Origin of the sequence: Arthrobacter sp. CDRTa11, assembly GCF_026427775.1 — a bacterium.
Classification (GTDB): domain Bacteria; phylum Actinomycetota; class Actinomycetes; order Actinomycetales; family Micrococcaceae; genus Arthrobacter.
In genome coordinates, this window is the sequence record NZ_CP044532.1 from 3,800,859 (window position 1) to 3,826,328 (window position 25,470).

The following is a 25,470-nucleotide window of genomic DNA, read 5'->3' on the forward strand; positions in this document are numbered from 1 at the left end:
GTAAGTGCAGGCGCCTAGCGGCGCTTGCCCTTACGGTCGTCCTTGACATGGCCGCGGAATGTCCGCGTGGGAGCGAATTCGCCGAGCTTGTGCCCGACCATCGACTCGGTGACAAACACCGGGATGTGCTTGCGTCCGTCGTGTACGGCGATCGTGTGCCCGAGCATGTCGGGGATGATCATCGAACGGCGGGACCAGGTCTTGATGACGTTCTTGGTGCCCTTTTCGTTTTCCCTGGCTACCTTCACAAAGAGGTGCTGGTCAACGAAAGGACCTTTTTTCAGGCTGCGTGGCATGTGTCCAGGCTCCTATCGCTTGTTCTTGCCAGTACGACGGCGACGAACAATAAGCTTGTCGCTCTCTTTGTTGGGACGCCGGGTGCGGCCTTCCCGCTTACCGTTCGGGTTGACGGGGTGACGTCCACCGGACGTCTTACCCTCGCCACCACCGTGCGGGTGGTCAACCGGGTTCATCGCGACACCACGGACGGTCGGGCGAACGCCCTTCCAGCGCATGCGGCCGGCCTTACCCCAGTTGATGTTCGACTGCTCGGCGTTGCCGACCTCGCCGACAGTAGCGCGGCAGCGCACGTCAACGTTGCGGATTTCGCCGGAAGGCAGACGCAGCTGGGCGAAGCGGCCTTCCTTGGCTACGAGCTGGATCGATGCGCCGGCGGAGCGGCCCATCTTGGCGCCGCCACCCGGACGCAGTTCAACTGCGTGGATAACGGTACCTACCGGGATGTTGCGCAGGGGCAGGTTGTTGCCAGGCTTGATGTCAGCGTTGGCACCTGCCTCTACGAAGTCACCCTGGGACAGCTTGTTCGGGGCGATGATGTAACGCTTGGTGCCATCAACGTAGTGCAGGAGGGCGATGCGAGCCGTGCGGTTCGGATCGTACTCGATTTCGGCAACGCGGGCGTCAACGCCGTCCTTGTCGTGGCGACGGAAGTCGATCAGACGGTACTGGCGCTTGTGTCCACCACCCTTGTGACGGGTTGTGATCTTACCGGTGTTGTTACGGCCACCCTTTTTGGGCAGCGGACGTACCAACGACTTTTCCGGCGTCGACCGCGTGATTTCGGTGAAGTCCGCTACGCTCGAGCCACGACGGCCCGGGGTAGTCGGCTTGTATTTACGGATTCCCATAATTTATTTCCTCGTTAAAGTGGTCTCCGCTACGCGAGCGGACCGCCGAAGATGTCGATAGTGCCTTCTTTGAGGGTCACAATTGCACGCTTGGTGTTCTTGCGGGTACCCCATCCGAATTTGGTGCGCTTGCGCTTACCGGCACGGTTGATGGTGTTGATCGATTCGACCTTGACGGAGAAAATCTTCTCCACGGCCAGCTTGATCTCGGTCTTGTTCGAGCGGGGGTCCACCAGGAAGGTGTACTTTCCCTCATCGATCAGGCCGTAGCTCTTTTCCGATACGACGGGTGCAAGCACGACGTCGCGCGGGTCTTTGATGGTGGCTGCACTCACTTGGCATCCTCCTCGTTCTTTGCCACTGCCTTGTCAGCAACGAATGCTTCGTAGGCAGCCTTGGTGAAGACAACGTCGTCAGAGACGAGAACGTCGTAGGTGTTCAGCTGGTCTGCGTACAGAACGTGAACACCGGCGAGGTTGCGCACGGACAGTGCAGCAACGTCGTTGGCGCGCTCGATGACAACCAGCAGGTTCTTGCGCTCGGAAACTCCGCGCAGCGTTGCCAGTGCGTTCTTGACGGACGGCTTGGTGCCCTCCACCAGTTCGGCAACAACGTGGATCCGGCCGTTGCGTGCCCGGTCAGACAGTGCGCCGCGCAGTGCAGCAGCAATCATCTTCTTGGGGGTGCGCTGGCTGTAGTCACGCGGTGTGGGTCCGTGAACAACGCCACCACCGGTCATGTGAGGAGCACGGATTGAACCCTGACGGGCGCGGCCGGTGCCCTTCTGCTTGAACGGCTTGCGGCCTGCACCGGAAACTTCGGCGCGGGTCTTGGTTTTGTGGGTTCCCTGGCGGGCAGCAGCGAGCTGGGCAACGACGACCTGGTGCAGCAGCGGCACGTTGGTCTGAACGTCGAAGATCTCTGCAGGCAGGTCAACCTTGACAGTGCTAGTCATTTAACTAGGCTCCCTTCACGGCGGTGCGTACGAGTACGACCTGGCCGCGGGCGCCGGGAACGGCACCCTTGATCAGGAGCAGCGACTTCTCAACGTCAACCGCGTGGACCGTGAGGTTCAGCGTGGTGTGACGAACGGCGCCCATGCGGCCGGCCATTTTCATGCCCTTGAAGACGCGGCTCGGGGTGGATGCGCCACCGATTGAACCGGGCTTACGGTGGTTCTTGTGGGCACCGTGGGAAGCTCCAACTCCGTGGAAGCCGTGACGCTTCATAACGCCGGCGAAGCCCTTACCCTTGGTGGTGCCAATAACGTCGATCTTCTGGCCGGCTTCGAAGAGCTCAACAGAAAGCTCCTGGCCCAGCTCGTAAGAGTCAGCATCTGCAGTGCGCAGTTCGACGACGTGGCGGCGAGGAGTGACGCCTGCCTTTTCAAAGTGACCAGCCAGCGGCTTGGTGACCTTGCGGGGATCGATCTGGCCGTAGCCGATCTGAACGGCGACGTAGCCATCAGTGTCTGCGTTGCGCAGCTGGGTGATGACGTTCGAATCTGCCTGGACCACAGTGACGGGGATGAGCTTGTTGTTCTCGTCCCAGACCTGGGTCATGCCGAGCTTCGTGCCCAGCAGGCCCTTTACATTACGGGTTGCGGTCATAGTCTCTCAGCACCTCCCTACAGCTTGATTTCGATGTTCACGTCGGCCGGCAGGTCGAGACGCATAAGCGAGTCAACAGCCTTGGGCGTGGGATCGATGATGTCGATAAGACGCTTGTGCGTGCGCATTTCGAAGTGCTCGCGGCTGTCCTTGTACTTGTGCGGAGAGCGGATTACGCAGTAAACGTTCTTCTCCGTCGGCAGCGGCACGGGGCCGACTACCGTTGCGCCTGCGCGCGTGACCGTCTCAACGATCTTCCGTGCTGAAACGTCAATGACCTCGTGGTCGTATGACTTCAGCCGGATGCGGATTTTTTGTCCCGCCATGTCGCCTGACTCTCTTTCAGTCTGTGCTTCCCCTGGTTGGGGCTGCCCTGTTCACTTACCCGTTGTATGGCTGCCGAAGCAATTGAGGTTGTAACCACCATCCGCCGCACAAACTGAATCCGGAAGAATCCGGGTTCCTCACCTTGCCGGCGTAACCGACCCCCGCGGTCGGGCGTGTCGCGTTTGGCACGCTTACAAATCCGCAGTTCCATGGGGAGTGGGTTATGTTTGGTCTTCCACTTGGACCCTGACACCCGGCATTATCCGGATCGGGACGCGAAGAAGCGCTTGAACAACTCATCTAGTATGCCGGATATTATCCAGAGAAGCCAATCAACGGGTTTGGCAGGGGCTGCAACCGCGGCAGGGCCGGAAGACTGCCTGCGCCGCCGTCGCCCAGCCGAATCATTGCCTTCAGCAACGTCCGAATGGATGATAGGGGCATGACAGTGGAAGATGCTGTTTCCATCCGCGAACTGGCAGGGCGGATCCCGCCCTCCTTCACCCTTGGCGTTGCCGCTGCGGCCTTCCAGATTGAGGGGGCGCTGGCCGCGGACGGACGCGGCCCTTCAGGCTGGGACGCCTTCGTCCAGAAACCAGGCGTCATTGTCGACGGACATTCACCTGCCGTGGCCTGCGACCATTACAACCGCTCGCACGAAGACGTGGCCCTGATGCGCCAGCTGGGCATTGATTCCTACCGCTTCTCCATCTCGTGGCCACGGATCCAGCCTGACGGCCATGGTGCTTTCAATGAACAGGGCCTGGACTTTTACGACCGCCTCATCGATCAGCTCCTCGAAGCCGGCATCTCCCCCATGGCCACGCTGTACCACTGGGACACCCCCCTGCTCCTGGAGCACCGTGGCGGGTGGATGAACCGTGCCACAGCGGAGAGGTTTGCGGAATATGCGGCTGCAGCCGGCCGGCGTTTTGGCGACCGCATAGACCAATGGGTCACCCTGAATGAGCCTGCCTCCGTGGTGCTCAACGGCTACGCCCTGGGCGTGCACGCCCCGGGACGCTACCTGCTGTTCGACGCCTTCCCCGCCGTCCACCACCAGCTCTTGGCACACGGTCTTGCTGTGCAGGCGCTCCGGTCGGAAGGGGTCCGCGGCGGCATCGGCGTGACCAACCTGCACTCCCCCGTCCGCCCGGCCTCCCCGAACATCGCCGACAGGGTGGCAGCAAAGGTGTTCGACCTTATGCTGAACAGGATCTATGCTGACCCCATCCTGCTGGGCCGATACCCCCGCTCCCTGTTGTTTGCCAAGCCATGGATGCGTTCGTTCGGCAAGATTTCCGACGACGATCTGCGCACCATCCATCAGCCCGTGGACTTCTACGGCGTGAACTACTACCAGCCCGTGAAAGTAGCGGCAGGGCAGGGCACCGGCGAGGACCTCACCGTGCCGGCGGAAGCGATGGTCCGGATACCCGCCCACCAGGTGCCGTTCGACGAGTACGAAACAACGGGGTTCGGTTGGCCCGTGGCTCCGGAACATCTGGGGATCCTGCTGCGTGAGCTCAAGGACCGCTACCGGGATGCCCTGCCGCCCATCTACATCACGGAAAGTGGCGCCAGCTTCCCCGAACCCGAGCATGTCACAGGGCCTGTCCAGGATCAGCAGAGGATCGATTATCTTGCCCACCACATACGCAACGCCTTGGAAGCGACGGCTCCCGGTGGAATTGCCGCGGATGTGGACCTGCGCGGCTATTACGTCTGGACGCTGATGGACAATTTTGAGTGGGCCGCAGGATATTCGCAGCGCTTCGGCCTGGTACACATGGATTTCGACAGCCTGGAGCGCACCCCCAAGGAATCGTTCTACTGGTACCAGGCGCTCTGCCTGGCCCGGAGGTCCGTGGCTGACTGAGCCCGGCGGCTCCCGCTATTGGTTTTTGTTCGCCCGGTTAATACGCTTGGCGCGGTCAATCTCGTTGCGGAAATGCTTCTTGGCCCAGAACACACCGGCCACCACTGCCACTGCCACAATCAGAAAAATAAGCCATCCCATGATGAGCTCCTCTCGGTCAGCCAACACTATCAGGGCCGGCTGAACGGTCCGCCGTCCGGCAGTCGGGGCGGGGACTGTTGAGGTTCAGGCTGTTGAGGTTCAGGCTGCATGGGCGCTGATGGCCGCGGCCCGGTCTGGTCCGGCGCCATCTGCTCAGGCCTGACTCCAGCTATATCGGAGCTACTCGGTACGGCTTCGGCAGGACCGGCGACGGTCCCCCGGTTCAGCCGCCACACCGCAAAGGCGATCAGCCCGACGGCGATAAGCGCCAGGAGCGCGAAGGTGTAGTGGCGCATGGCCCACAGGATACACACAGCCACTCCTGCAGCACCCCACCAGACGAACAGCCGCTCCCCCAGCCCAAGTCCCACCATCAGGAGCACGGCCAGAAGGACCAGGGCCCACAGCTGTTGACCGCTGGTGCCGCCGAAAATCACGCCAAGCCCGCTCAGCGAGAGAAGTCCTGCACCCGCGGCCACCAGCATTCGCCCGGCGGTCCGTTGGCCCGTGCCGTAGCGGAGGGCGCCCAGGCCTGACGCCAACAGCACGTACCACTGGGTCGCCCAGAACGCGTTGGGCATGCCCGCGGAGACCCGGTAGTTGTCACCGGATTGCACGTCCAACCCAAAAATCGCCGCGCGCTGCAGGGCCGCCGTCACCACCAGCGCACCCACCTCCGCAGTTAGCCTCCGCGCCCTTGATGGCGCTTCGTAATAGCAGATGCCGACGGCGGCAGCCAGCACCGCTGCGCTGGCCCAGGATGTGGCGTCCACGGGTAAGCCGGCCGCGGCGATGAGGCACAGACCCAGTAAGGCTGTCCCTGTCAAGGACCAACGGCGCACGGGGTCTTCCCGTAATTGCTCATTCCGGTAGAGCCTTACCAGGTACGAGGCTGCAGCAGCTGTTCCGGCCCCCGCCAGCCAGGGGACGAACGCGCCCCATACTCCGGAGGTTCCCTGGAAGGCTGCCGTGGCCAGAAGGACGGCACCGCCGAGTCCAGCTGCCGCGGCGGGTGGATAGAAGACCGGATACCCTTCCAGGTGCGACGCAGTAAAGCACACGGCCGCAAGAACCAGCAGGGCGATGCCAGGCAGCCAGTCTGCTGCCACAGTAGACACGGCAAGCCCGGAAAGTGTGAACGATCCAGCGGTGCAAAGCCACAACCAGTGTTCCGCACCGCGAAGCTTAACGTTTTGCCGGCGGCTTGCCACGCCGGCACCAGTTGCCAGCAGCGCCACCACAAGCAGGACCACCGCAGTCCCTGTGTGGTCCAGTACCGGTGACGCAGGCAGCCTTCCACCAAAGCTGAACAGCGGGCCCAGCGAGAGAACGCCGAACAGCGCAGCATAAACGCCGAAGTACAGCGAACCGCGGGCAACGAAAAGGACTCGTGCACCAAGTGCTGAGACAAGAAGCAGCGACAGCTCCAGGAGAACGAGCCAGCGGCCGCCGTCGTCCTGGGTCAATGCCCGGGCAGGACCAGCCTGGATGACGTAAGCCAGCGGCAGCAGGGCCTGTCCTGCCAACGTAATCCACACTGCAGCCTGCTGGAACGGAACCTCGGCCAGCCGCTTCCTCATGAACCAGCGGACCACGTGCTGGGCGGCAAGGACCAGCGCGAAGGTCAGGGAAACGGCGGTGAGGGAAGCCGTGAGGTCGTAACTCAGCAGCACCGCCAGGCCTGCCGTCAGCACTCTGGCCGCCACGAAGTACCACCCTCTGTATGCCCGCCGGGGTTCTGCCACCACCATCACTGTGCTAAAGACAGCGAAAATGAACAGCAGGAGTTCCACCTGCTGCAGCTCCCCTCCGGTAACGGCCAGCAGCGAGCCGAAGGCAACGGGGGCGATCCAGACGGCCCCGGCTTCGGCCCTCAGAACGTACGCCGAGCCAGCGGCGCAGAGTGCCACCAGGATTGCCCCCGAAACAGCCTGCACGCCAGCGGGATCCTGCAGCGCCAAGATTCCACAGGCCAGCACCTGCACGAACAGGACGGCACCGGCATCTGCAAGGATCCATCGCGGGGCACGCCGCCGGGCAACCGCAATAAGGGGCATCGCCAGCTGCAGGGCCAGCACCGCAATCACCACGGACCCAGGGCGAATCACTTCCCCGGCAACGGTCACTACTATTCCCGCTTGCTGCAGCTGATCAAAGGCGGTGAGAGCAAGGACCGTTGCTGCCCCTCGCCCCAGCCACAGGTAGGCCCAGCGGTGCTGACGCAGCCGCAGCCGGAGGGCCGTGGCAAACAAGTAGCCGCTCACCAGCACCAGCGCAGCATTTCCGGACCCTTGGGAGACGGCCAGGAATCCGAGACTCACGGCCACGGCGGATACCGCCAACGGCACGGCCTCCCAAACCGTGGGTTTCCAGTCAGGCTCGGAGACAGGCCGGGGTATCAGCAGCCAGCCGATGGCCAGGGCAGCAAGCAACTGGAGGATGATCCCGGATCCTGCCAGGCCGGTGTCCGGTACTGAATCAGCCAAGGCAAGGCAGCCCAAGGCCAGCGCCCCCGCGGCAGCGAGGGCACCAAAGCTCGCTTCCGGTGCCAGAGTCCGCATTCCCGCGCTCTGCAGGATGGCCGTGAGCAACTGCTGGCACACCAGCGCAACCAGCAGCCCGAAAAGCACCGCCGCGGACCGTGCAGGCCCATCTGGCGTCAAGCCCGCAACGGCTAAGGGTACGGCCAGGGTTAACGCAGCACGGGCGGCGAGCACCATTGTCCCGCGCAGCCTGCCTACAGCAGGGATAGCCCGAACCGCCCAGAAGGCCGAAGCGAGGACAAGCATTGCGGCCAGGGGCCACGCGCCGAGAACGAAGCCGGCCAAGCCGGCGGTGACCAGGGCGGCAACCGGAGCCGCCTCAGCCCGCCCGGCCAGCCGCCATGCCAGCACCATGCTGGTGCCAAGCGCCAGCAGCATCGGTACCCACAGGGGAATGGAGCCGCCCGCTGCTGTACCGCCATAACCAAGAAGTCCCGAAGTTATGCCATGGACGGTAAGTGCCATGGTCACCAGCAGCTGACCTCCGAAAGTCAGCAAAGCGTCCAGGGACCAGCGGCCGTCTTTCCGCGTTGCCTCGCCGGCTACTTCGTTCTCCCCTGCCTGAACCGCTGCCTGATTCGTTGCCTGGTCCGCCGCGTGAGACCGTGCCGGAAACCAGGCCCCGAGCTGCGCCTGGGCGAGCGCTACAGCCATTGCCTGGACGGCAAGCAGACCGGCGGCAGTCAGCAAGGCATCAGAGCCACGCCCGGTCAGATGCCAGACTCCAACGGCAGCGGCGAGGGTCAGGGAGATTCTCGCGGCATAGACATTTGGCAACCGCAGCCGGCCGGGCACCGCAGCCATAAGGGCGAAGTACACGCCGCAGAGGGCCATGAGGTTGGCATACCCCGCAGTCCCCAAGAGCAGGGGAACGCAGTTCACAGCCAGGGCCACCGCGGGTACCACAAGCGGATGGAGAACCGCCAAGGGCCTGACGTATACCGGTGGAAGCCAGCCTGGGCGTGCCAGCGCCAGAACGGTCAGCAGCACTGCCACTGCAACCATGGCCCCGAAGTACCAGGCCAGTGCACCGCCGAGGACACTGACGCCGGACCAGGCCAAGGAGCCGACAAAGGTGAGGGAAAGGTAGACCAGTACCCGGCTCTCAAGTCTGACTGCCGCCACCACGTACGCCGCGGTCCCGATCAGGGAGGTGATAAGCCAGGCGGTGGGCCCCTGTTGCAGGACGAAGTTATACAGCGCCAGCCCTGTCACAGGAATCAGAGCCAAGCCCGTACCTGCAAAGGCTACGGATGCAGGTTTGAGCCGCGCCACCCGCGCATGCAAAACGAAGCCTGCCACGTAGAACATGGCCGTGACCGTGCAAACGCCCAGGAAACGGAACATGGGCGGAAGGTTGGTTCCGATGAAAAGCGCAGCGGCAGCCACCAGGAGGAGGCTGGCCACATACAGGGTGATATTGATGTTCTGGCGGTCCCGCCTTTCCCGCCGCGCCTGACGCTCGGCGGGCGTCTCTACCGGAGGCGGCGCGAAAGCCGGTCCTGGCAATGTGCCAGCCGTACCTGCCTGAGGTTGGAAGGGCAAAGGCTGTGCCGCGACGGCGGGACGAATGGTCTCCTGCCTCACTGCACGCTGTCCTGGGGATGGCCATGGGACTGCCGCGGGCGACGCAACGGGTTGGGCAGTTGGTTGGGCAATTGGTTGGGCAGTGGCTTGGGCAGCAGTGGGCGGGTGGAATACCGGCGGGCGGGCGGGGACCTTGGAGGCCATGGCATCCACCCAGCCTTGGAGGTGCCCGGCGCGGTAGCCTGCCTCGTACGATTCGTCCCTCATGGGTCTCTTTCCCGGTGCAGGCGCTAAGCGCAATTAATCCAATGAGTGGATTAATTGTAGCAAAGAACAGCCCCGCTGCACCAGCAGCGGGGCTGTTCCTTACCTCAGGTCAGCCGTTACACGGCAAACCTGACGGAGATCTAAACGCAGATCAGCAAGTGACTACTTGATGATCTTGGTAACGCGTCCTGAACCAACCGTGCGGCCGCCTTCGCGGATAGCGAAGCCGAGGCCCTCTTCCATGGCGATGGGCTGGATGAGCGCAACGGTCATCTCAGTGTTGTCGCCAGGCATAACCATTTCCGTGCCTTCCGGCAGGGTGATAACGCCGGTTACGTCCGTGGTGCGGAAGTAGAACTGCGGGCGGTAGTTGGAGTAGAACGGGTTGTGACGTCCGCCTTCGTCCTTGGAGAGGATGTAGACGTTAGCCTCGAAGTCGGTGTGCGGGGTAATGGAACCCGGCTTGACGACAACCTGGCCACGCTCTACGTCATCACGCTTGAGACCGCGGAGCAGGAGGCCACAGTTCTCGCCGGCCCATGCTTCGTCGAGCTGCTTGTGGAACATCTCGATACCGGTAACCGTAGTCTTCTGGACCGGGCGGATGCCGACGATCTCGACCTCGGAGTTGATGGCGAGGGTTCCACGCTCGGCGCGGCCCGTTACAACGGTGCCACGGCCGGTGATGGTGAAGACATCTTCGATCGGCATCAGGAAGGGCTTGTCGCGGTCACGAACGGGGTCCGGAACCGAGTTGTCGACAGCTTCCATCAGGTCCTCAACGGACTTGACCCAAACGGGGTCGCCTTCGAGTGCCTTCAGGCCGGAAACGCGAACAACCGGAGCGTCGTCGCCATCGAAGCCCTGTGCGCTGAGCAGCTCACGAACTTCCATTTCAACGAGGTCCAGGAGCTCTTCGTCGTCAACCATGTCCGACTTGTTCAGAGCAACCAGCAGGTAGGGAACACCAACCTGGCGGGCGAGCAGAACGTGCTCGCGGGTCTGAGCCATCGGGCCGTCAGTGGCGGCAACCACGAGGATTGCACCGTCCATCTGTGCAGCACCGGTGATCATGTTCTTGATGTAGTCAGCGTGACCCGGAGCGTCTACGTGTGCGTAGTGGCGCTTTTCGGTCTGGTACTCAACGTGGGAGATGTTGATGGTAATGCCGCGCTGACGCTCTTCGGGAGCAGAGTCAATAGACGCGAAGTCGCGCTGCTCGTTGAGAGTCGGGTACTTGTCGTACAGCACCTTGGAAATGGCGGCCGTCAACGTCGTCTTACCGTGGTCAACGTGACCAATGGTGCCGATGTTAACGTGCGGCTTAGTCCGCTCGAACTTTGCCTTTGCCACAGGTTCCTCCTAGAACGTTTTCAAAAGACTTACCCTTCGGCCGCGCTTGTCGCGGCAGAAACTCTGGCAAGTCTACTTGGGGGGCTTTGGATTGGTGAAATTGCAGATTCAGGAACTAATACTAGCCCCTAGAGCCTGTTCGTGCAGACGGCCGGAGCCCGGCTTGACCGGACTGCATCCAACCGGGATCCGGCCATCTGCACCAGGCGTGCTTCCATCAGTCGGAAGCGCACCCGAGTTTGTTCGCAGCAAAAGTCCTAAGGACTATTCGCCACGGTTCTTCTGGATGATCTCGTCGGCAACTGCCTTCGGGACCTCGGCGTAGCTGCTGAAGGTCATGGAGAAAACAGCACGGCCCTGGGTCTTGGAGCGCAGGTCACCGATGTAGCCGAACATGCCGGACAGCGGGACGTGCGCACGGATGACCTTGACACCCTGTGCATCTTCCATGGACTGCATCTGGCCACGGCGGGAGTTGAGGTCACCGATAACTTCACCCATGTATTCCTCAGGGGTGCGGACCTCGACATCCATCAGCGGTTCGAGCAGGACAGGGTTCGCCTTGCGTGCGGCTTCCTTGAAAGCCATACGCCCGGCGATCTTGAATGCCATTTCCGAGGAGTCAACATCGTGGTACGCGCCGTCAATCAGCGTGGCCTTGATGCCAACAACCGGGTAGCCGGCCAGGACGCCGTCGTTCAATGCATCCTGGATACCAGCGTCAACGGACGGGATGTATTCGCGCGGAATACGGCCACCGGTGACCTTGTTTTCGAACTCGTAGAGCTCGCCGTCCGCGGTGTCCAGGGGAGCAATAGCGATCTGGATCTTTGCGAACTGGCCGGAACCACCGGTCTGCTTCTTGTGCGTGTAGTCGTGACGCTCTACAGTGCGCTTGATGGTTTCGCGGTAAGCCACCTGCGGCTTGCCGACGTTTGCCTCGACCTTGAATTCGCGGCGCATGCGGTCCACCAGGATGTCCAGGTGGAGCTCGCCCATGCCGGCGATGATGGTCTGTCCGGTGTCTTCGTCGAGGGAGACCTGGAAGGTCGGGTCCTCGGCGGAGAGCTTCTGGATGGCCGTGGAGAGCTTCTCCTGGTCACCCTTGGTGTTCGGTTCGATGGCAACGAAGATCACGGGCTCCGGGAAGCTCATGGACTCGAGGACGATCTGGTTGGAGGAATCGCACAGGGTGTCACCCGTGGTGGTGTCCTTGAGCCCGATCGCTGCGTAGATGTGGCCGGCGGTAGCGCCCTCAACGGGCATTTCCTTGTTGGCGTGCATCTGGAACAGCTTGCCGATGCGCTCCTTCTTGCCCTTGGTGGAGTTGACCACCTGGGCGCCCGCTTCAATGTGACCGGAGTACACGCGGATGAAGGTGAGCTGGCCGAAGAACGGGTGTGCAGCGATCTTGAACGCGAGAGCCGAGAACGGCTCGTCGGAAGACGGCTTGCGCGTCAGTTCCTTCTCTTCGTCGCGGGGATCGTGACCGATCATCGGCGGGACGTCGAGCGGGTTCGGCAGGTAGTCAATAACCGCATCCAGCATCGGCTGAACGCCGCGGTTCTTGAAGGCAGAGCCACAGAAGACCGGGTAGAGCTCGGAGTTGATGGTCATCTTGCGGATGCCAGCCTTGAGCTCATCGATGCTCAGCTCTTCGCCCTCAAGGTACTTCTCCATGAGGTCCTCGGTAGCCTCGGCAACAGTCTCAACGAGTGTTGCGCGGTACTCCTCGGCCTTCTCGCGAAGGTCCGCCGGGATCTCCTGGATTTCGTACTTGGCACCCATGGTGACGTCACCCTTGGAGTCGCCAGGCCATACGAGCGCACGCATGTAGAGCAGGTCGACGACGCCGATAAAGTCGTTCTCCGCACCGATGGGCAGCTGCATAACGAGCGGCTTGGCGCCCAGGCGGCTGATGATGGTGTCTACGGTGAAGTAGAAATCAGCACCCAGCTTGTCCATCTTGTTGACGAAGCAGATGCGGGGGACGTTGTACTTGTCAGCCTGACGCCAAACGGTCTCGGACTGCGGCTCAACGCCTTCCTTGCCATCGAAAACAGCGACAGCGCCGTCGAGGACGCGCAGGGAGCGCTCAACCTCAACGGTGAAGTCAACGTGGCCGGGGGTGTCGATGATGTTGATCTGGTTGTTTTCCCAGAAGCAGGTCACGGCGGCAGACGTGATGGTGATGCCGCGTTCCTTTTCCTGTTCCATCCAGTCGGTGGTCGAAGCGCCGTCGTGCGTTTCGCCAATCTTGTGGTTCACACCTGTGTAGAACAGAATGCGCTCGGTGGTGGTGGTCTTGCCGGCATCAATGTGGGCCATGATGCCGATGTTGCGGACCTTACTAAGGTCGGTAAGCACGTCCTGTGCCACGGTGTCTCCCTTTCGGATGGACTGCACGTTCGCCGCCGGCTCGTCTGAGCCGGCGGCGTCCGGGAAGTATTACCAGCGGTAGTGTGCGAAGGCCTTGTTGGACTCGGCCATCTTGTGGGTATCTTCGCGACGCTTCACAGCGGCTCCGAGACCGTTGGAGGCATCCAGGATTTCGTTCTGGAGGCGCTCGGTCATGGTCTTCTCGCGGCGGGCCTTGGAGTAGCCAACGAGCCAGCGCAGTGCGAGGGCGGTGGAGCGGCCCGGCTTGACCTCAACCGGAACCTGGTAGGTTGCGCCACCGACACGGCGGGAGCGGACCTCGAGGGAAGGCTTGACGTTCTCCATGGCCTTCTTGAGGGCTGCAACGGGATCGCCGCCGGACTTGGCGCGGGCGCCTTCGAGTGCACCGTAAACGATACGCTCGGCGGTGGACTTCTTGCCGTCAACCAGCACCTTGTTGATGAGCTGGGTGACCAGCGGGGAGCCGTAAACGGGATCTAGTACGAGCGGCCGCTTGGGGGCCGGACCCTTGCGAGGCATATTACTTCTTCTCCATCTTTGCGCCGTAGCGGCTGCGGGCCTGCTTACGGTTCTTTACACCCTGGGTATCAAGGGCGCCACGGACGATCTTGTAGCGGACACCCGGAAGGTCCTTCACGCGGCCACCGCGAACGAGCACAATGGAGTGCTCCTGCAGGTTGTGGCCTACACCGGGGATGTAAGCGGTGACTTCAACGCCACCGTTGAGGCGCACACGGGCCACCTTACGGAGAGCCGAGTTCGGCTTCTTCGGGGTGGTGGTGTAAACGCGGGTGCAGACACCGCGGCGCATCGGGCTGCCGTTAAGCGCGGGAGCCTTGGTCTTCTTGACCTTAGGCGTGCGGCCCTTGCGGACCAGCTGGTTAATCGTAGGCACTCTCGTGTTCTCCGTTTTATCCGGAGTGACCGCTTCCGGCCACTCTCCTGTTGCGTTGCCCCGCCGCCCTGGCTTTGAAGAATTCTCCAGAGCAGCTGAGGCGAAGCCTTAATAGTCGGATCCATCCCCAGGGCGACCGGACTCGCGTCTCAAAGTTCCCTAGGCATGCAAAAATGTGGCATACGTTGCACAAGAACCCTGCAAACCGGAAACGTCGCTCTGGTTCAGCCTTTCAGCTGCAACCGGCGCACTCATCCACTGCCACAATAACAATTGGTAACAAGTCTAGCATGGACCCTCTCCATGCCTTAATCGGCGTCCCACTCCCCAAGTAACTGGCAGTTGACGTCGTGAAACGGGCGAATGAGGACATCAACTGCGAGTCACTTGGGGTAAGCGGAAGGCCCCGCCTCCCGGCTCTTACTCGAGCGTGGGGAGGCGGGGCCTTTCAGCAATTCAGCAGGGCTTCCTTAGCGGAAGTCGCTGCCCAGGTCGTAGTCATCCAGCGGGATGGCGTGGAACTCAGGAGCTCCGTCACCTCCGAGGGTGTCGTACGAGAAGTCACTGAATGCGCTGGGGCCGGTGAACAGGTTGGCCTTTGCTTCTTCAGTGGGCTCCACGGTGACCTCGGTGTAGCGCGGGAGACCCGTGCCGGCCGGGATCAGCTTACCGATGATGACGTTCTCCTTGAGGCCGAGCAGCGGATCGCTCTTGCCTTCCATGGCCGCCTGCGTCAGGACGCGGGTGGTCTCCTGGAAGGAAGCTGCCGACAGCCAGGACTCGGTGGCCAGGGAGGCCTTGGTGATGCCCATGAGCTCAGGACGTCCGGAAGCCGGAGTCTTGCCCTCAGACACAACGCGGCGGTTGGCATCCTCGAAGCGGCTGCGCTCGGCGAGCTCGCCGGGCAGCAGATCCGATTCGCCGGACTCGATGACCGTGACGCGGCGCAGCATCTGGCGGACGATAACCTCGACGTGCTTGTCGTGGATACCGATGCCCTGGCTGCGGTACACGCCCTGGACCTCGTCCACCAGGAACTTCTGCGCGGCACGGGGGCCCATGATGCGCAGAACCTGCTTGGGATCCACCGGACCGTTGATGAGCTTCTGGCCCACCGTGACGTGGTCGCCATCCTCGATGAGGAGGCGTGAACGCCGCAGCACCGGGTAGGCGATCTCTTCGGATCCGTCGTCAGGGGTGATGACCAGGCGCATCTGGCGCTCGGACTCTTCGATGGCGATGCGGCCGGCTGCTTCAGCAATCGGTGCAACACCCTTCGGAGTACGGGCTTCGAAGAGCTCCTGGATACGGGGCAGACCCTGGGTGATGTCGTCGCCACCGCTGGCGGAAACAGCACCACCGGTGTGGAACGTACGCATGGTCAGCTGGGTACCCGGCTCACCGATGGACTGTGCGGCAATAATGCCCACGGCCTCACCGATGTCCACGGTCTTGCCTGTTGCCAGCGACCGGCCGTAGCAGAGGGCGCAGGTGCCGACGCTGGACTCACAGGTGAGTACGGAGCGGACCTTGACCTCGGTGACGCCGGCTGCGAACAGTTCAGCGATCACGACGTCGCCGCAGTCGGTGCCGCCGGCTGCAAGGACATTGCCCTTGGAGTCAACAACATCAACGGCGAGCGTGCGGGCATAAGCGCTGTTCTCGACGTTCTCGTCCAGGACGAGTTCCCCGTTGGAGTCAGCGACGGCGATGGCCGTCACCAGCCCGCGCTCAGTACCGCAGTCCTCTTCACGGACGATAACGTCCTGGGACACGTCCACCAGACGACGGGTCAGGTAACCCGAGTTGGCGGTACGCAGTGCGGTGTCAGCCAGACCCTTACGGGCACCGTGCGTGGCGATGAAGTATTCCAGCACCGACAGGCCCTCACGGTAGGAGGACTTGATGGGACGCGGGATGATTTCACCCTTAGGGTTGGCCACCAGGCCACGGATACCCGCGATCTGACGGACCTGCATCCAGTTACCACGTGCACCGGAGGACACCATGCGGTTGATGGTGTTCATCGGCGACAGGCTGTCGCGCATTGCCTGGGCGATCTCGTTGGTTGCCTTGTTCCAGATCTCGATCAATTCCTGGCGACGCTCGTCGTCGTCGATCAGGCCCTTGTCGTACTGGCCCTGGATCTTGGCAGCCATGGTTTCGTAACCGGCGAGGATGGCCGGCTTGTCCTTGGGTACCTCGATGTCCGAGATGGCAACGGTCACACCCGAGCGGGTGGCCCAGTAGAAACCGGCATCCTTCAGGTTGTCCAGCGTTGCCGCCGTCACAACCTTCGGGTAGCGCTCGGCCAGGTCGTTGACGATCCGGGACAGTTCGCCCTTGTCGGCAACGTCCTCAACCCAGGGGTAGTCCTCAGGCAGGGTCTCGTTGAAGAGGACCTGGCCCAGGGAGGTTTCTACGAGGGCAGGCTGACCCTGCTCCCAGTCCTCCGGAGCTTCCCAACCCGGGTAAGGGACAAAGCCCTCAAGCCGGATCTTGACCTTGGAGTTCAGGTGCAGTTCGTGCAGGTCGTAGGCCATGATGGCTTCCGCAACAGAACCGAAGATACGGCCTTCGCCAGCTGAACCGACACGCTTGGTGGTCAGGTGGTAGAGGCCGATGATCATATCCTGCGAAGGCAGGGTGACCGGGCGGCCATCGGACGGCTTCAGGATGTTGTTCGAGGACAGCATCAGGATGCGTGCCTCAGCCTGGGCTTCGGGGCTCAGGGGCAGGTGCACTGCCATCTGGTCACCGTCGAAGTCAGCGTTGAACGCGCCACAAACCAGCGGGTGAAGCTGGATTGCCTTACCTTCAACAAGCTGGGGTTCGAACGCCTGGATGCCGAGGCGGTGCAGGGTAGGTGCACGGTTCAGCAGCACCGGGTGTTCGGTGATGATTTCCTCGAGCACGTCCCAAACCTGCGGACGGTAACGCTCCACCATACGCTTGGCCGACTTGATGTTCTGCGCGTGGTTGAGGTCAACCAGGCGCTTCATCACGAACGGCTTGAAGAGCTCCAGCGCCATCTGCTTGGGCAGGCCGCACTGGTGCAGCTTCAGCTGCGGGCCGACGACGATGACCGAACGGCCGGAGTAGTCAACACGCTTGCCAAGGAGGTTCTGGCGGAAACGGCCCTGCTTGCCCTTGAGCATGTCGCTCAGGGACTTCAGCGGACGGTTGCCCGGCCCGGTGACCGGACGGCCGCGGCGGCCGTTGTCGAAGAGGCTGTCAACAGCTTCCTGAAGCATGCGCTTCTCGTTGTTGACGATGATCTCCGGAGCACCGAGGTCAAGCAGGCGCTTGAGGCGGTTGTTGCGGTTGATCACACGGCGGTAGAGGTCGTTGAGGTCGGAGGTCGCGAAGCGGCCACCGTCCAGCTGGACCATCGGACGCAGTTCCGGCGGGATCACCGGGACAGCGTCAAGTACCATGCCCAGCGGGCTGTTGTTGGTGGTCAGGAACGCGTTGACCACCTTCAGGCGCTTCAGGGCGCGGGTCTTGCGCTGGCCCTTGCCGTTGGCGATGATGTCGCGCAGCAGGTCAGACTCGGCCTGCATGTCGAAGCTCTCAAGACGCTTCTTGATGGCCTCGGCACCCATGGAGCCTTCGAAGTACATGCCGTAACGGTCACGCAGCTCGCGGTACAGGCCTTCGTCGCCTTCAAGGTCAGCGACCTTGAGGTTCTTGAAGCGGTCCCAGACCTGCTCCAGGCGCTCGATCTCGGCGTCGGCACGCTTGCGCACGTTGGCCATCTGGCGGTCAGCGGAGTCGCGGGCCTTCTTCTTGTCCGCAGCCTTGGCACCTTCACCTTCGAGGCGCGCGATCTCGTTTTCGAGGTCACGGGCGATCGTGGCGATGTCGGAGTCGCGGTTGTCGATCAGCTGCTTCTTCTCGATGTCGTGCTCAACCTGCAGGTTGGGCAGTTCCTCGTGGCGGCTGTCGGCGTCGACGCTGGTGATCATGTAGGCAGCGAAGTAGATGACCTTTTCGAGGTCCTTCGGCGCCAGGTCAAGGAGGTAGCCCAAACGGGAAGGAACACCCTTGAAGTACCAGATGTGAGTGACCGGGGCGGCCAGCTCGATGTGGCCCATGCGCTCACGGCGGACCTTTGCACGGGTGACCTCAACGCCACACCGCTCGCAAATGATGCCCTTGAAGCGCACGCGCTTGTACTTGCCGCAGTAGCATTCCCAGTCACGGGACGGGCCGAAGATCTTCTCGCAGAAGAGGCCGTCCTTCTCGGGCTTGAGCGTGCGGTAGTTGATGGTTTCCGGCTTCTTAACCTCGCCGTAAGACCAGCCACGGATGTCTTCCGCGGTGGCGAGGCCGATCTGCATGAGGCCGAAGGAGGATTCGCTGGACATATGGTCCCTGTTCTCTCTTGTTCTCTAAATTCTGAAGTCTTGGGTGCGGGGAGGAGGGAGCCCCGGAGCAAGGCAGCGCGGCGGGCCGGCTGCCTTGCTCCGGAGGACTCTAAACCTCTTCTACGGAACTGGGCTCTGCACGAGACAGATCGATGCCCAGTTCTTCCGCAGCCGTGAAGACTGCGTCATCAGAGTCACGCATTTCAATTGTGGTTCCGTCCGTGGAAAGTACTTCCACGTTCAGGCACAGCGACTGCATTTCCTTGATCAAGACCTTGAAGGACTCAGGAACGCCCGGCTCGGGGATGTTCTCGCCCTTGACGATTGCTTCGTAGACCTTCACACGACCATGGATGTCATCGGACTTGATCGTGAGGAGCTCCTGGAGCGTGTAGGCGGCGCCGTAAGCTTCGAGCGCCCACACTTCCATTTCACCGAAGCGCTGGCCACCGAACTGTGCCTTACCACCCAGCGGCTGCTGGGTAATCATGGAGTACGGGCCGGTGGAGCGGGCGTGGATCTTGTCGTCCACCAGGTGGTGGAGCTTCAGGATGTACATGTAGCCGACCGAGATCGGATCCGGGAACGGCTCGCCGGAGCGGCCGTCGAACAGGCGGGTCTTGCCTGAGGAGTTGATCAGGCGGTCACCGTCGCGGGTCACGTTGGTGGAGTCCAGCAGGCCAGTGATTTCTTCTTCACGGGCGCCGTCGAACACCGGCGTTGCAACAGTGGTCTGGCCACTCTCGCGCGGCAGGTTCGGCAGCTGCTTGACCCACTCGGGCTCGCCTTCGATCTTCCAACCGGTCTTGGCAACCCAGCCGAGGTGCGTTTCCAGCACCTGGCCGACGTTCATACGGCCCGGAACACCCAGCGGGTTCAGGACAATGTCAACGGGGGTACCGTCGGCAAGGAAGGGCATGTCCTCGATCGGCAGGATCTTGGAGATAACACCCTTGTTGCCGTGGCGGCCGGCGAGCTTGTCGCCGTCGGTGATCTTGCGCTTGGCGGCCACGTACACGCGGACCAGCTGGTTGACGCCCGGGGGCAGTTCGTCGTCGTTGTCGCGGTCAAAGACCCGGACGCCGATGACAGTGCCGGACTCGCCGTGCGGAACCTTCAGCGAGGTGTCACGCACTTCGCGGGACTTCTCACCGAAGATGGCGCGCAGCAGGCGCTCTTCCGGGGTCAGCTCGGTTTCACCCTTAGGGGTGACCTTTCCGACCAGGATGTCGCCGGCTTCAACCTCAGCACCGATGTGGATGATGCCGCGCTCGTCCAGGCCTGCAAGGACTTCCTCGGACACGTTGGGGATGTCACGGGTGATTTCCTCGGCACCAAGCTTGGTGTCGCGGGCATCGATCTCGTGCTCCTCGATGTGGATGGAGGAAAGGACGTCCTCGGCAACGATGCGCTGCGAGAGGATGATGGCGTCCTCGAAGTTGTGGCCTTCCCATGACATGAATGCCACGAGCAGGTTCTTACCGAGGGCGAGTTCACCCTGGTCCGTTGCCGGGCCGTCAGCGATGATGCCGCCGACCTCAAGGCGCTGGCCTTCGCTCACCAGTACGCGGTGGTTGTAGCAGTTGCCCTGGTTGGAACGGGCGAACTTGTTGATGCGGTAGTTGGTTTCCGTGCCGTCATCGTTGAGCATGATGACCAGCTCAGCGGAGACCTCGGTAACCACACCCGGCTTCTTCGCGATGACAACGTCACCGGCGTCGACGGCGGCTGCGCGCTCCATGCCGGTGCCCACGAACGGAGCCTCGGAACGGACCAGCGGCACGGCCTGGCGCTGCATGTTGGCACCCATGAGTGCGCGGTTTGCATCGTCATGCTCAAGGAACGGGATCAGGGCGGTAGCCACGGACACCATCTGGCGCGGGGAAACGTCCATGAACTCGACGTCGGCGGCGGGAACCAGAACGGGCTCGCCTCCACCACCACGGGCACGAACCAGGACGGTCTCTTCGGCGAACTTCTTGTTCTCGTCCAGCGGAGCGTTGGCCTGTGCGATCAGGACCTCTGCTTCGTCGTCGGCCGTGAGGTACTGGACCTCGTCAGAGACAACACCCTCGGAGACGAGGCGGTACGGCGTCTCGATGAAGCCGAAGGGGTTGATGCGTCCGTAGGATGCCAGCGAACCAATCAGACCAATGTTGGGGCCTTCAGGGGTTTCGATGGGGCACATACGTCCGTAGTGGGACGGGTGAACGTCTCGAACTTCCATGCCTGCGCGGTCACGGGACAGACCACCCGGGCCAAGCGCGGACAGACGGCGCTTGTGGGTCAGACCCGACAGCGGGTTGTTCTGGTCCATGAACTGTGACAGCTGGGACGTTCCGAAGAACTCCTTGATCGCTGCAACCACGGGGCGGATGTTGATCAGGGTCTGCGGCGTGATGGCCTCGACGTCCTGGGTGGTCATACGCTCGCGGACAACGCGCTCCATACGGGACAGGCCGGTGCGGACCTGGTTCTCGATGAGCTCGCCGACGGCGCGGATGCGGCGGTTGCCGAAGTGGTCGATGTCATCGATCTCGACACGCAGCTCGTGGTCCTGGCCGTCGCGCTTACCCGTGAGGGTCTTCTCGCCGGCGTGCAGGGCAACCAGGAACTTGATCATGGCGACGATGTCTTCAACGTGCAGGACCGAGGCTTCCTTGTCACCAAGGGAGCGGTCGATGCCAAGCTTGCGGTTGATCTTGTAACGGCCAACCTTGGCCAGATCGTAGCGCTTGGAGTTGAAGTACAGGTTGTCCAGCAGGGACTGGGCAGCCTCGACTGTGGGCGGCTCGCCCGGTCGCAGCTTCCGGTAGATGTCCAGCAAGGCGTCTTCGCGGGTCTCGGTAGCGTCCTTCTCCAGCGTTGCGCGCATGGAGTCGTACTGGCCGAACTCTTCCAGGATCTGGCCTTCGGTCCAGCCGAGGGCCTTCAGCAGTACCGTGACGGACTGCTTGCGCTTGCGGTCGAGGCGAACGCCGACCTGGTCGCGCTTGTCGATTTCAAGTTCAAACCATGCACCGCGGGACGGGATGATCTTGGCGGTGAAGATGTCCTTGTCGCTGGTCTTGTCAGCGGTGCGCTCGAAATAGGCGCCCGGTGAACGGACCAGCTGGGAGACGACAACACGCTCGGTGCCGTTGACGACGAAGGTGCCCTTCTCGGTCATCAGCGGGAAGTCGCCCATGAACACGGTCTGCTGCTTGATTTCGCCCGTGTTGTTGTTCATGAACTCGGCCTTGACGTACAGCGGAGCCGAGTACGTTGCGTCCCGGTCCTTGCACTCGGCCATGGTGTACTTCGGGTCAGCGAACTCCGGATCGGAGAAGCTCAGGGACATGGTGCCCTGGAAGTCCTCGATCGGGGAGATCTCTTCGAAGATGTCCGACAGTCCGGACGTGGTGGCGACGCTGAGATCGTTTTCTTCGACGGCCTTCGCTACGCGTGCCTGCCAGCGTTCGTTTCCGACGAGCCAGTCGAAGCTGTCCGTCTGCAGGGCAAGAAGATTCGGAACGTCAAGAGGTTCGTGAATCTTTGCGAATGAGAGCCGGCGAGTGGCACCATCAGTGCTGTCGGCGGTGTTAGCGGTTTGGTTATTAGAGGTGCTCGAGGCGACCAAGAGGGATCCTTCCACAGACCTTCAGGCGTTTTCAGATCTCCCCCGCTGTGCACCCTGCAGAATGACTCCGCAGTGCTACCATCCGGTTCCGCTATATGACCCGGGGCCCGCGCTGCCATAGTGTGACGTTGTTGACGGCACGTTGATGGTCAGCTGCCAGGCAAAGCCCACCGCTATATGAAGGCTGAAGGTAAACAGGGAAGACGCAAATATCTACGATACGGCAAAACCGTGTACGTGTCTACCCCACATCCGCCGTGATTGCAAGCACCTATTTCCCGCGCGTGATTTCAGTGTCGCCACAAACTTCAGTGTCCGCCTCAAACTATGTCCGCCTGGGGACCGATGCGGGAATTCAGGGTGGAGCTGCGGCGTTCTGATAAAGAGGTGATACGGCTCACGGTAGCCTAGGCAATACATCGTTTTTCGGACCGGAAGAGATACCAATGGGCAACTTCGCAGACAACACTGACGTTGTCATCCTCGCAGCGGCGCGGACCCCGCAGGGCCGCCTCAACGGGCAACTGGCGAGTTTCACCGCCGTCGAACTCGGTGCGCACGCCATCAAGGCGGCCCTGGCAGCAAGCGGTGTGGACGCCGGCCGCGTTGATGCCGTCATCATGGGCCAGGTGCTCCAGGCTGGGGCTGGCCAGAATCCGGCCCGGCAGAGCGCCATCGGTGCCGGCATCGGCTGGAATGTCCCCACAGTCACCATCAACAAGGTCTGTCTCTCCGGCCTGACAGCCGTGATCGACGCCGCCAGGATGATTCGCAGCGGCGACGCCACGGTGGTGGTGGCGGGTGGCCAGGAATCCATGACCAGGGCACCGCACCTGCTCCCCGGATCCCGGCAGGGCTGGACGTATGGTGCGATTCAGGCCCTCGATGTGGCCGCCCATGACGGCCTCACCGACGCCTTCGACGGACAGTCCATGGGCCTGTCCACCGAGACGAAGAACCTGACGCTCGGCATTGACCGCACAGCCCAGGACAACGTGGCAGCCCACTCCCACCAGCGCGCTGCCATCGCGTCAAAGAACGGCGTTTTCGACGACGAGATCTCGCCCATCAGTGTCAAGCAGCGCAAAGGCGACCCCATGCTGGTTTCCACCGACGAGGGCGTGCGGCCTGATACCACTGTGGAATCCCTCGCCGGACTGCGTGCGGCCTTTGTCAGTGACGGAACCATCACCGCGGGGAACTCCTCTCCCCTGTCCGACGGCGCCTCCGCCCTGGTGCTGACCAGCCGCGCCTTCGCGGAGGACAATGGCCTCGAATACCTCGCGGTGGTCGGCAAGCCCGGGCAGGTCGCGGGCCCGGACAACTCGCTTCATTCCCAGCCATCGAACGCCATCAAAAACGCGCTGGCACGGGCCGGCTGGAGTATGGCAGACCTTGACTTCATCGAAATCAACGAAGCGTTCGGTTCTGTAGCTGTACAGTCCCTCAAAGACCTGGACTACCCGCTGGAGCAGTGCAACATCCATGGCGGAGCAATCGCCCTCGGCCACCCGATCGGGGCGTCCGGTGCGCGGCTGGCCCTGCATGCGGCCCATGAACTGAAACGGCGCGGCAGCGGCAAAGCCGCGGTGTCGCTCTGCGGCGGCGGCGGGCAGGGCGAAGCGCTCCTGCTGTACCGGGATTAATGGTGGGCGAAGCAGCAATCCCGGCTGACGGCGTCGGACGCGGGCGTTTCCTCGCAGACGCCCGCGCCCGCGGGCTGGAGGTCCGGCTGGTGGAGCGCCTGGCGGCCAACAGCCTTGAGGAAGCGGCGCGGATTCTGGGCATCACGCCTGCGGACATCGTGAAGTCCCTGGTGGTCAAGCACAAGGACGGCAGCTTCCTGTTCGCCCTCATTCCCGGCGACCGGCAGATCTCCTGGCCCAAGCTGAGGAACCTGGTGGGCGTTAACAACCTGTCATTGCCGCCCGCGGACGTGGCACTTGATGCTACCGGGTATGAACGCGGCACCATCACCCCGCTGGGCAGCACCACCGCCTGGCCGGTCTATGCGGACGCCGCGATCACAGGCCGGCGGATCTCAATGGGCGCCGGTGAACACGGCTACAGTGCCTTTGTTGATGCCGACGAACTGACCGCGGCCTTGGGCGCAACCGTCGCCGACATCAGCGAGCCCTCCTGATCAACCCTGCGAACCCCGAAGTAGCTCATATTTGACGTCGTGGAAACGCCAGTCGTGAAAACGCCATTTCGCGACGTTAAATGCGACCGAGTTGGGCCGGGGACCCAGTTGGGCCGGGAACGCAGAAAGCCCCGCCCACCGGAGTGGACGGGGCTTTCGTGAAGAAGGCGTGTGTTACTTGAGGGTAACGCGTGCGCCGGCTTCTTCGAGCTGTGCGATAGCCTTCTCGGCAGCTTCCTTGGTGACACCCTCGAGGACAGCCTTGGGAGCGCTGTCGACCAGGTCCTTTGCTTCCTTCAGGCCCAGGGAAGTGATGGCACGAACTTCCTTGATCACTGCGATCTTCTTGTCGCCGGCAGCTTCGAGGATGACGTCGAATTCGGTCTTCTCTTCAGCTTCCTCAGCGGCGCCGCCACCGGCGGGGCCAGCAACAGCAACAGCAGCTGCGGTAACTTCGAAGGTCTCTTCGAAGAGCTTGACGAACTCGGAGAGCTCGATGATGGTCAGTTCCTTGAAAGCTTCAATGAGCTCTTCGTTGGTGAGCTTCGCCATGGTTGGCGTCCTTCCTATAGTGGTGTTCAGCGGCACATGGCCGTGCCTCACACCGAGTCTGGTGGGTAAAGAGAGTTAGTTCTCTTCGGCTGCTGCGGCGGGGGCTTCTGCCTCTGCTGCTGCATCTGCTGCGGGAGCTTCAGCCGGAGCTTCTGCTTCAGCGGCGGGGGCTTCGTCAGCGGCGGGAGCTTCAGCAACTGCCGGAGCGCCACCCTCTTCTTCAAGCTTGAGGCGCAGTGCGTCAATGGTGCGTGCAGCGGCGGCAGCAGGAGCCTTGAGGACACCTGCAACCCGTGCGAGCTGCAGCTCACGGGACTCGAGCGCTGCCAGTGCGATGACTTCGCTGGCGTTCAATGCCTTGCCTTCGAAGTAACCGGTCTTGATGACCAGCTGCTTGTTGGCCTTGGCAAAATCCGTCAGGCTCTTGGCAGCCGCAACCGCGTCACCCTTGATGAACGCGATTGCAGTGGGGCCGGAGAGCTGGTCGTTGAATGCTTCAACGCCGGCTTCCTTGGCTGCAATGGCGGTCAGGGTGTTCTTGACGACCGAGAACTTGGTCTCCTGGCCGAGAGAAACACGCAGCTGCTTGAGCTGTGCAACAGTGAGCCCGCGGTATTCGGTCAGGACAGCGGCGTTCGATTCCTTGAAATCGTTAGTGATCTCAGCTACTGCTGAAACCTTGGTAGGCGTTGCCAT

At 62.2% G+C, this 25,470-nt stretch carries 19 protein-coding genes; 3 read left to right on the forward strand and 16 right to left on the reverse strand.

The features are described from left to right. Nucleotides 1-14: 14 nt before the first annotated feature. The 6 genes from rpsS to rpsJ are packed head-to-tail and all read right to left on the reverse strand — an operon-like array spanning nt 15 to nt 3,084. On the reverse strand, nt 15-296 hold the full coding sequence (rpsS, locus tag F8G81_RS17200; protein WP_003803803.1) for a 30S ribosomal protein S19: 282 nt from the start codon (nt 294-296) through the stop codon (nt 15-17). A 12-nt stretch (nt 297-308) separates the two neighbouring features. Next, nucleotides 309-1,148 carry a 50S ribosomal protein L2 gene (gene rplB / locus F8G81_RS17205; RefSeq protein WP_011692806.1) on the reverse strand — a complete coding sequence of 280 codons (840 nt, stop codon included), beginning with the start codon at nt 1,146-1,148 and terminating at the stop codon, nt 309-311. Nucleotides 1,149-1,177: 29 nt separating this feature from the next. Beyond that, nucleotides 1,178-1,483, reverse strand: coding sequence for a 50S ribosomal protein L23 (gene rplW, locus F8G81_RS17210; RefSeq protein WP_011692807.1), 306 nt, complete (start codon nt 1,481-1,483; stop codon nt 1,178-1,180). After that, nucleotides 1,480-2,103: a 50S ribosomal protein L4 gene (rplD, locus tag F8G81_RS17215; protein WP_108599009.1), complete on the reverse strand. Its 624-nt coding sequence runs from the start codon at nt 2,101-2,103 to the stop codon at nt 1,480-1,482. Before rplD ends, rplW begins: the two co-directional genes overlap by 4 nt. Before the next feature lie 4 nt (nt 2,104-2,107). Next, nucleotides 2,108-2,758, reverse strand: a complete 651-nt coding sequence (gene rplC, locus F8G81_RS17220) for a 50S ribosomal protein L3 (RefSeq protein ID WP_104136690.1) — start codon at nt 2,756-2,758, stop codon at nt 2,108-2,110. 17 nt (nt 2,759-2,775) lie between these two features. After that, nucleotides 2,776-3,084 carry a 30S ribosomal protein S10 gene (gene rpsJ / locus F8G81_RS17225; protein ID WP_003803825.1) on the reverse strand — a complete coding sequence of 103 codons (309 nt, stop codon included), beginning with the start codon at nt 3,082-3,084 and terminating at the stop codon, nt 2,776-2,778. A gap of 443 nt (nt 3,085-3,527) precedes the next feature. On the opposite strand from rpsJ, the gene F8G81_RS17230 reads away from it, so the two are divergent. Beyond that, nucleotides 3,528-4,964, forward strand: a complete 1,437-nt coding sequence (locus F8G81_RS17230) for a GH1 family beta-glucosidase (protein WP_267275874.1) — start codon at nt 3,528-3,530, stop codon at nt 4,962-4,964. A 15-nt stretch (nt 4,965-4,979) separates the two neighbouring features. Here F8G81_RS17230 and F8G81_RS17235 read toward each other — a convergent pair whose 3' ends face one another. The 8 genes from F8G81_RS17235 to rpoB all read right to left on the reverse strand — a co-directional run bounded on the left by F8G81_RS17235 (nt 4,980) and on the right by rpoB (nt 22,079). After that, on the reverse strand, nt 4,980-5,105 hold the full coding sequence (locus tag F8G81_RS17235) for a hypothetical protein (RefSeq protein ID WP_267275875.1): 126 nt from the start codon (nt 5,103-5,105) through the stop codon (nt 4,980-4,982). Nucleotides 5,106-5,134: 29 nt separating this feature from the next. Further along, nucleotides 5,135-9,442, reverse strand: a complete 4,308-nt coding sequence (locus F8G81_RS17240; protein ID WP_267275876.1) for a hypothetical protein — start codon at nt 9,440-9,442, stop codon at nt 5,135-5,137. A 162-nt stretch (nt 9,443-9,604) separates the two neighbouring features. After that, nucleotides 9,605-10,795 (reverse strand): elongation factor Tu, encoded by a 1,191-nt coding sequence (tuf, locus tag F8G81_RS17245; RefSeq protein WP_267275877.1) that lies wholly within the window; start codon nt 10,793-10,795, stop codon nt 9,605-9,607. Between the two features lie 264 nt (nt 10,796-11,059). After that, nucleotides 11,060-13,174 (reverse strand): elongation factor G, encoded by a 2,115-nt coding sequence (gene fusA / locus F8G81_RS17250; protein WP_267275878.1) that lies wholly within the window; start codon nt 13,172-13,174, stop codon nt 11,060-11,062. Between the two features lie 69 nt (nt 13,175-13,243). Further along, the gene (gene rpsG / locus F8G81_RS17255) at nt 13,244-13,714 is read right to left on the reverse strand and encodes a 30S ribosomal protein S7 (RefSeq protein ID WP_011692813.1); all 471 of its coding nucleotides are present in this window, start codon (nt 13,712-13,714) and stop codon (nt 13,244-13,246) included. Between the two features lies 1 nt (nt 13,715). Further along, nucleotides 13,716-14,090, reverse strand: a complete 375-nt coding sequence (gene rpsL, locus F8G81_RS17260) for a 30S ribosomal protein S12 (RefSeq protein ID WP_011692814.1) — start codon at nt 14,088-14,090, stop codon at nt 13,716-13,718. 470 nt (nt 14,091-14,560) lie between these two features. Continuing rightward, nucleotides 14,561-18,460 (reverse strand): DNA-directed RNA polymerase subunit beta', encoded by a 3,900-nt coding sequence (locus F8G81_RS17265; protein ID WP_267275879.1) that lies wholly within the window; start codon nt 18,458-18,460, stop codon nt 14,561-14,563. 109 nt (nt 18,461-18,569) lie between these two features. Next, nucleotides 18,570-22,079, reverse strand: a complete 3,510-nt coding sequence (rpoB, locus tag F8G81_RS17270; protein WP_267275880.1) for a DNA-directed RNA polymerase subunit beta — start codon at nt 22,077-22,079, stop codon at nt 18,570-18,572. Between the two features lie 446 nt (nt 22,080-22,525). Here rpoB and F8G81_RS17275 point away from each other — a divergent pair, with 446 nt between their 5' ends. After that, the gene (locus tag F8G81_RS17275; RefSeq protein WP_267275881.1) at nt 22,526-23,725 is read left to right on the forward strand and encodes an acetyl-CoA C-acetyltransferase; all 1,200 of its coding nucleotides are present in this window, start codon (nt 22,526-22,528) and stop codon (nt 23,723-23,725) included. 2 nt (nt 23,726-23,727) lie between these two features. Further along, nucleotides 23,728-24,222 carry an aminoacyl-tRNA deacylase gene (locus F8G81_RS17280; RefSeq protein ID WP_267275882.1) on the forward strand — a complete coding sequence of 165 codons (495 nt, stop codon included), beginning with the start codon at nt 23,728-23,730 and terminating at the stop codon, nt 24,220-24,222. Nucleotides 24,223-24,396: 174 nt separating this feature from the next. Here the strand turns inward: F8G81_RS17280 and rplL are convergent, their stop codons facing one another. Both rplL and rplJ read right to left on the reverse strand, forming a co-directional pair. Further along, complete coding sequence (gene rplL, locus F8G81_RS17285; protein ID WP_267275883.1) at nt 24,397-24,774, reverse strand: 50S ribosomal protein L7/L12; 378 nt, start codon at nt 24,772-24,774, stop codon at nt 24,397-24,399. 75 nt (nt 24,775-24,849) lie between these two features. Further along, entirely contained in the window at nt 24,850-25,470 is a 621-nt protein-coding gene (gene rplJ / locus F8G81_RS17290; RefSeq protein WP_267275884.1) for a 50S ribosomal protein L10, read from the reverse strand.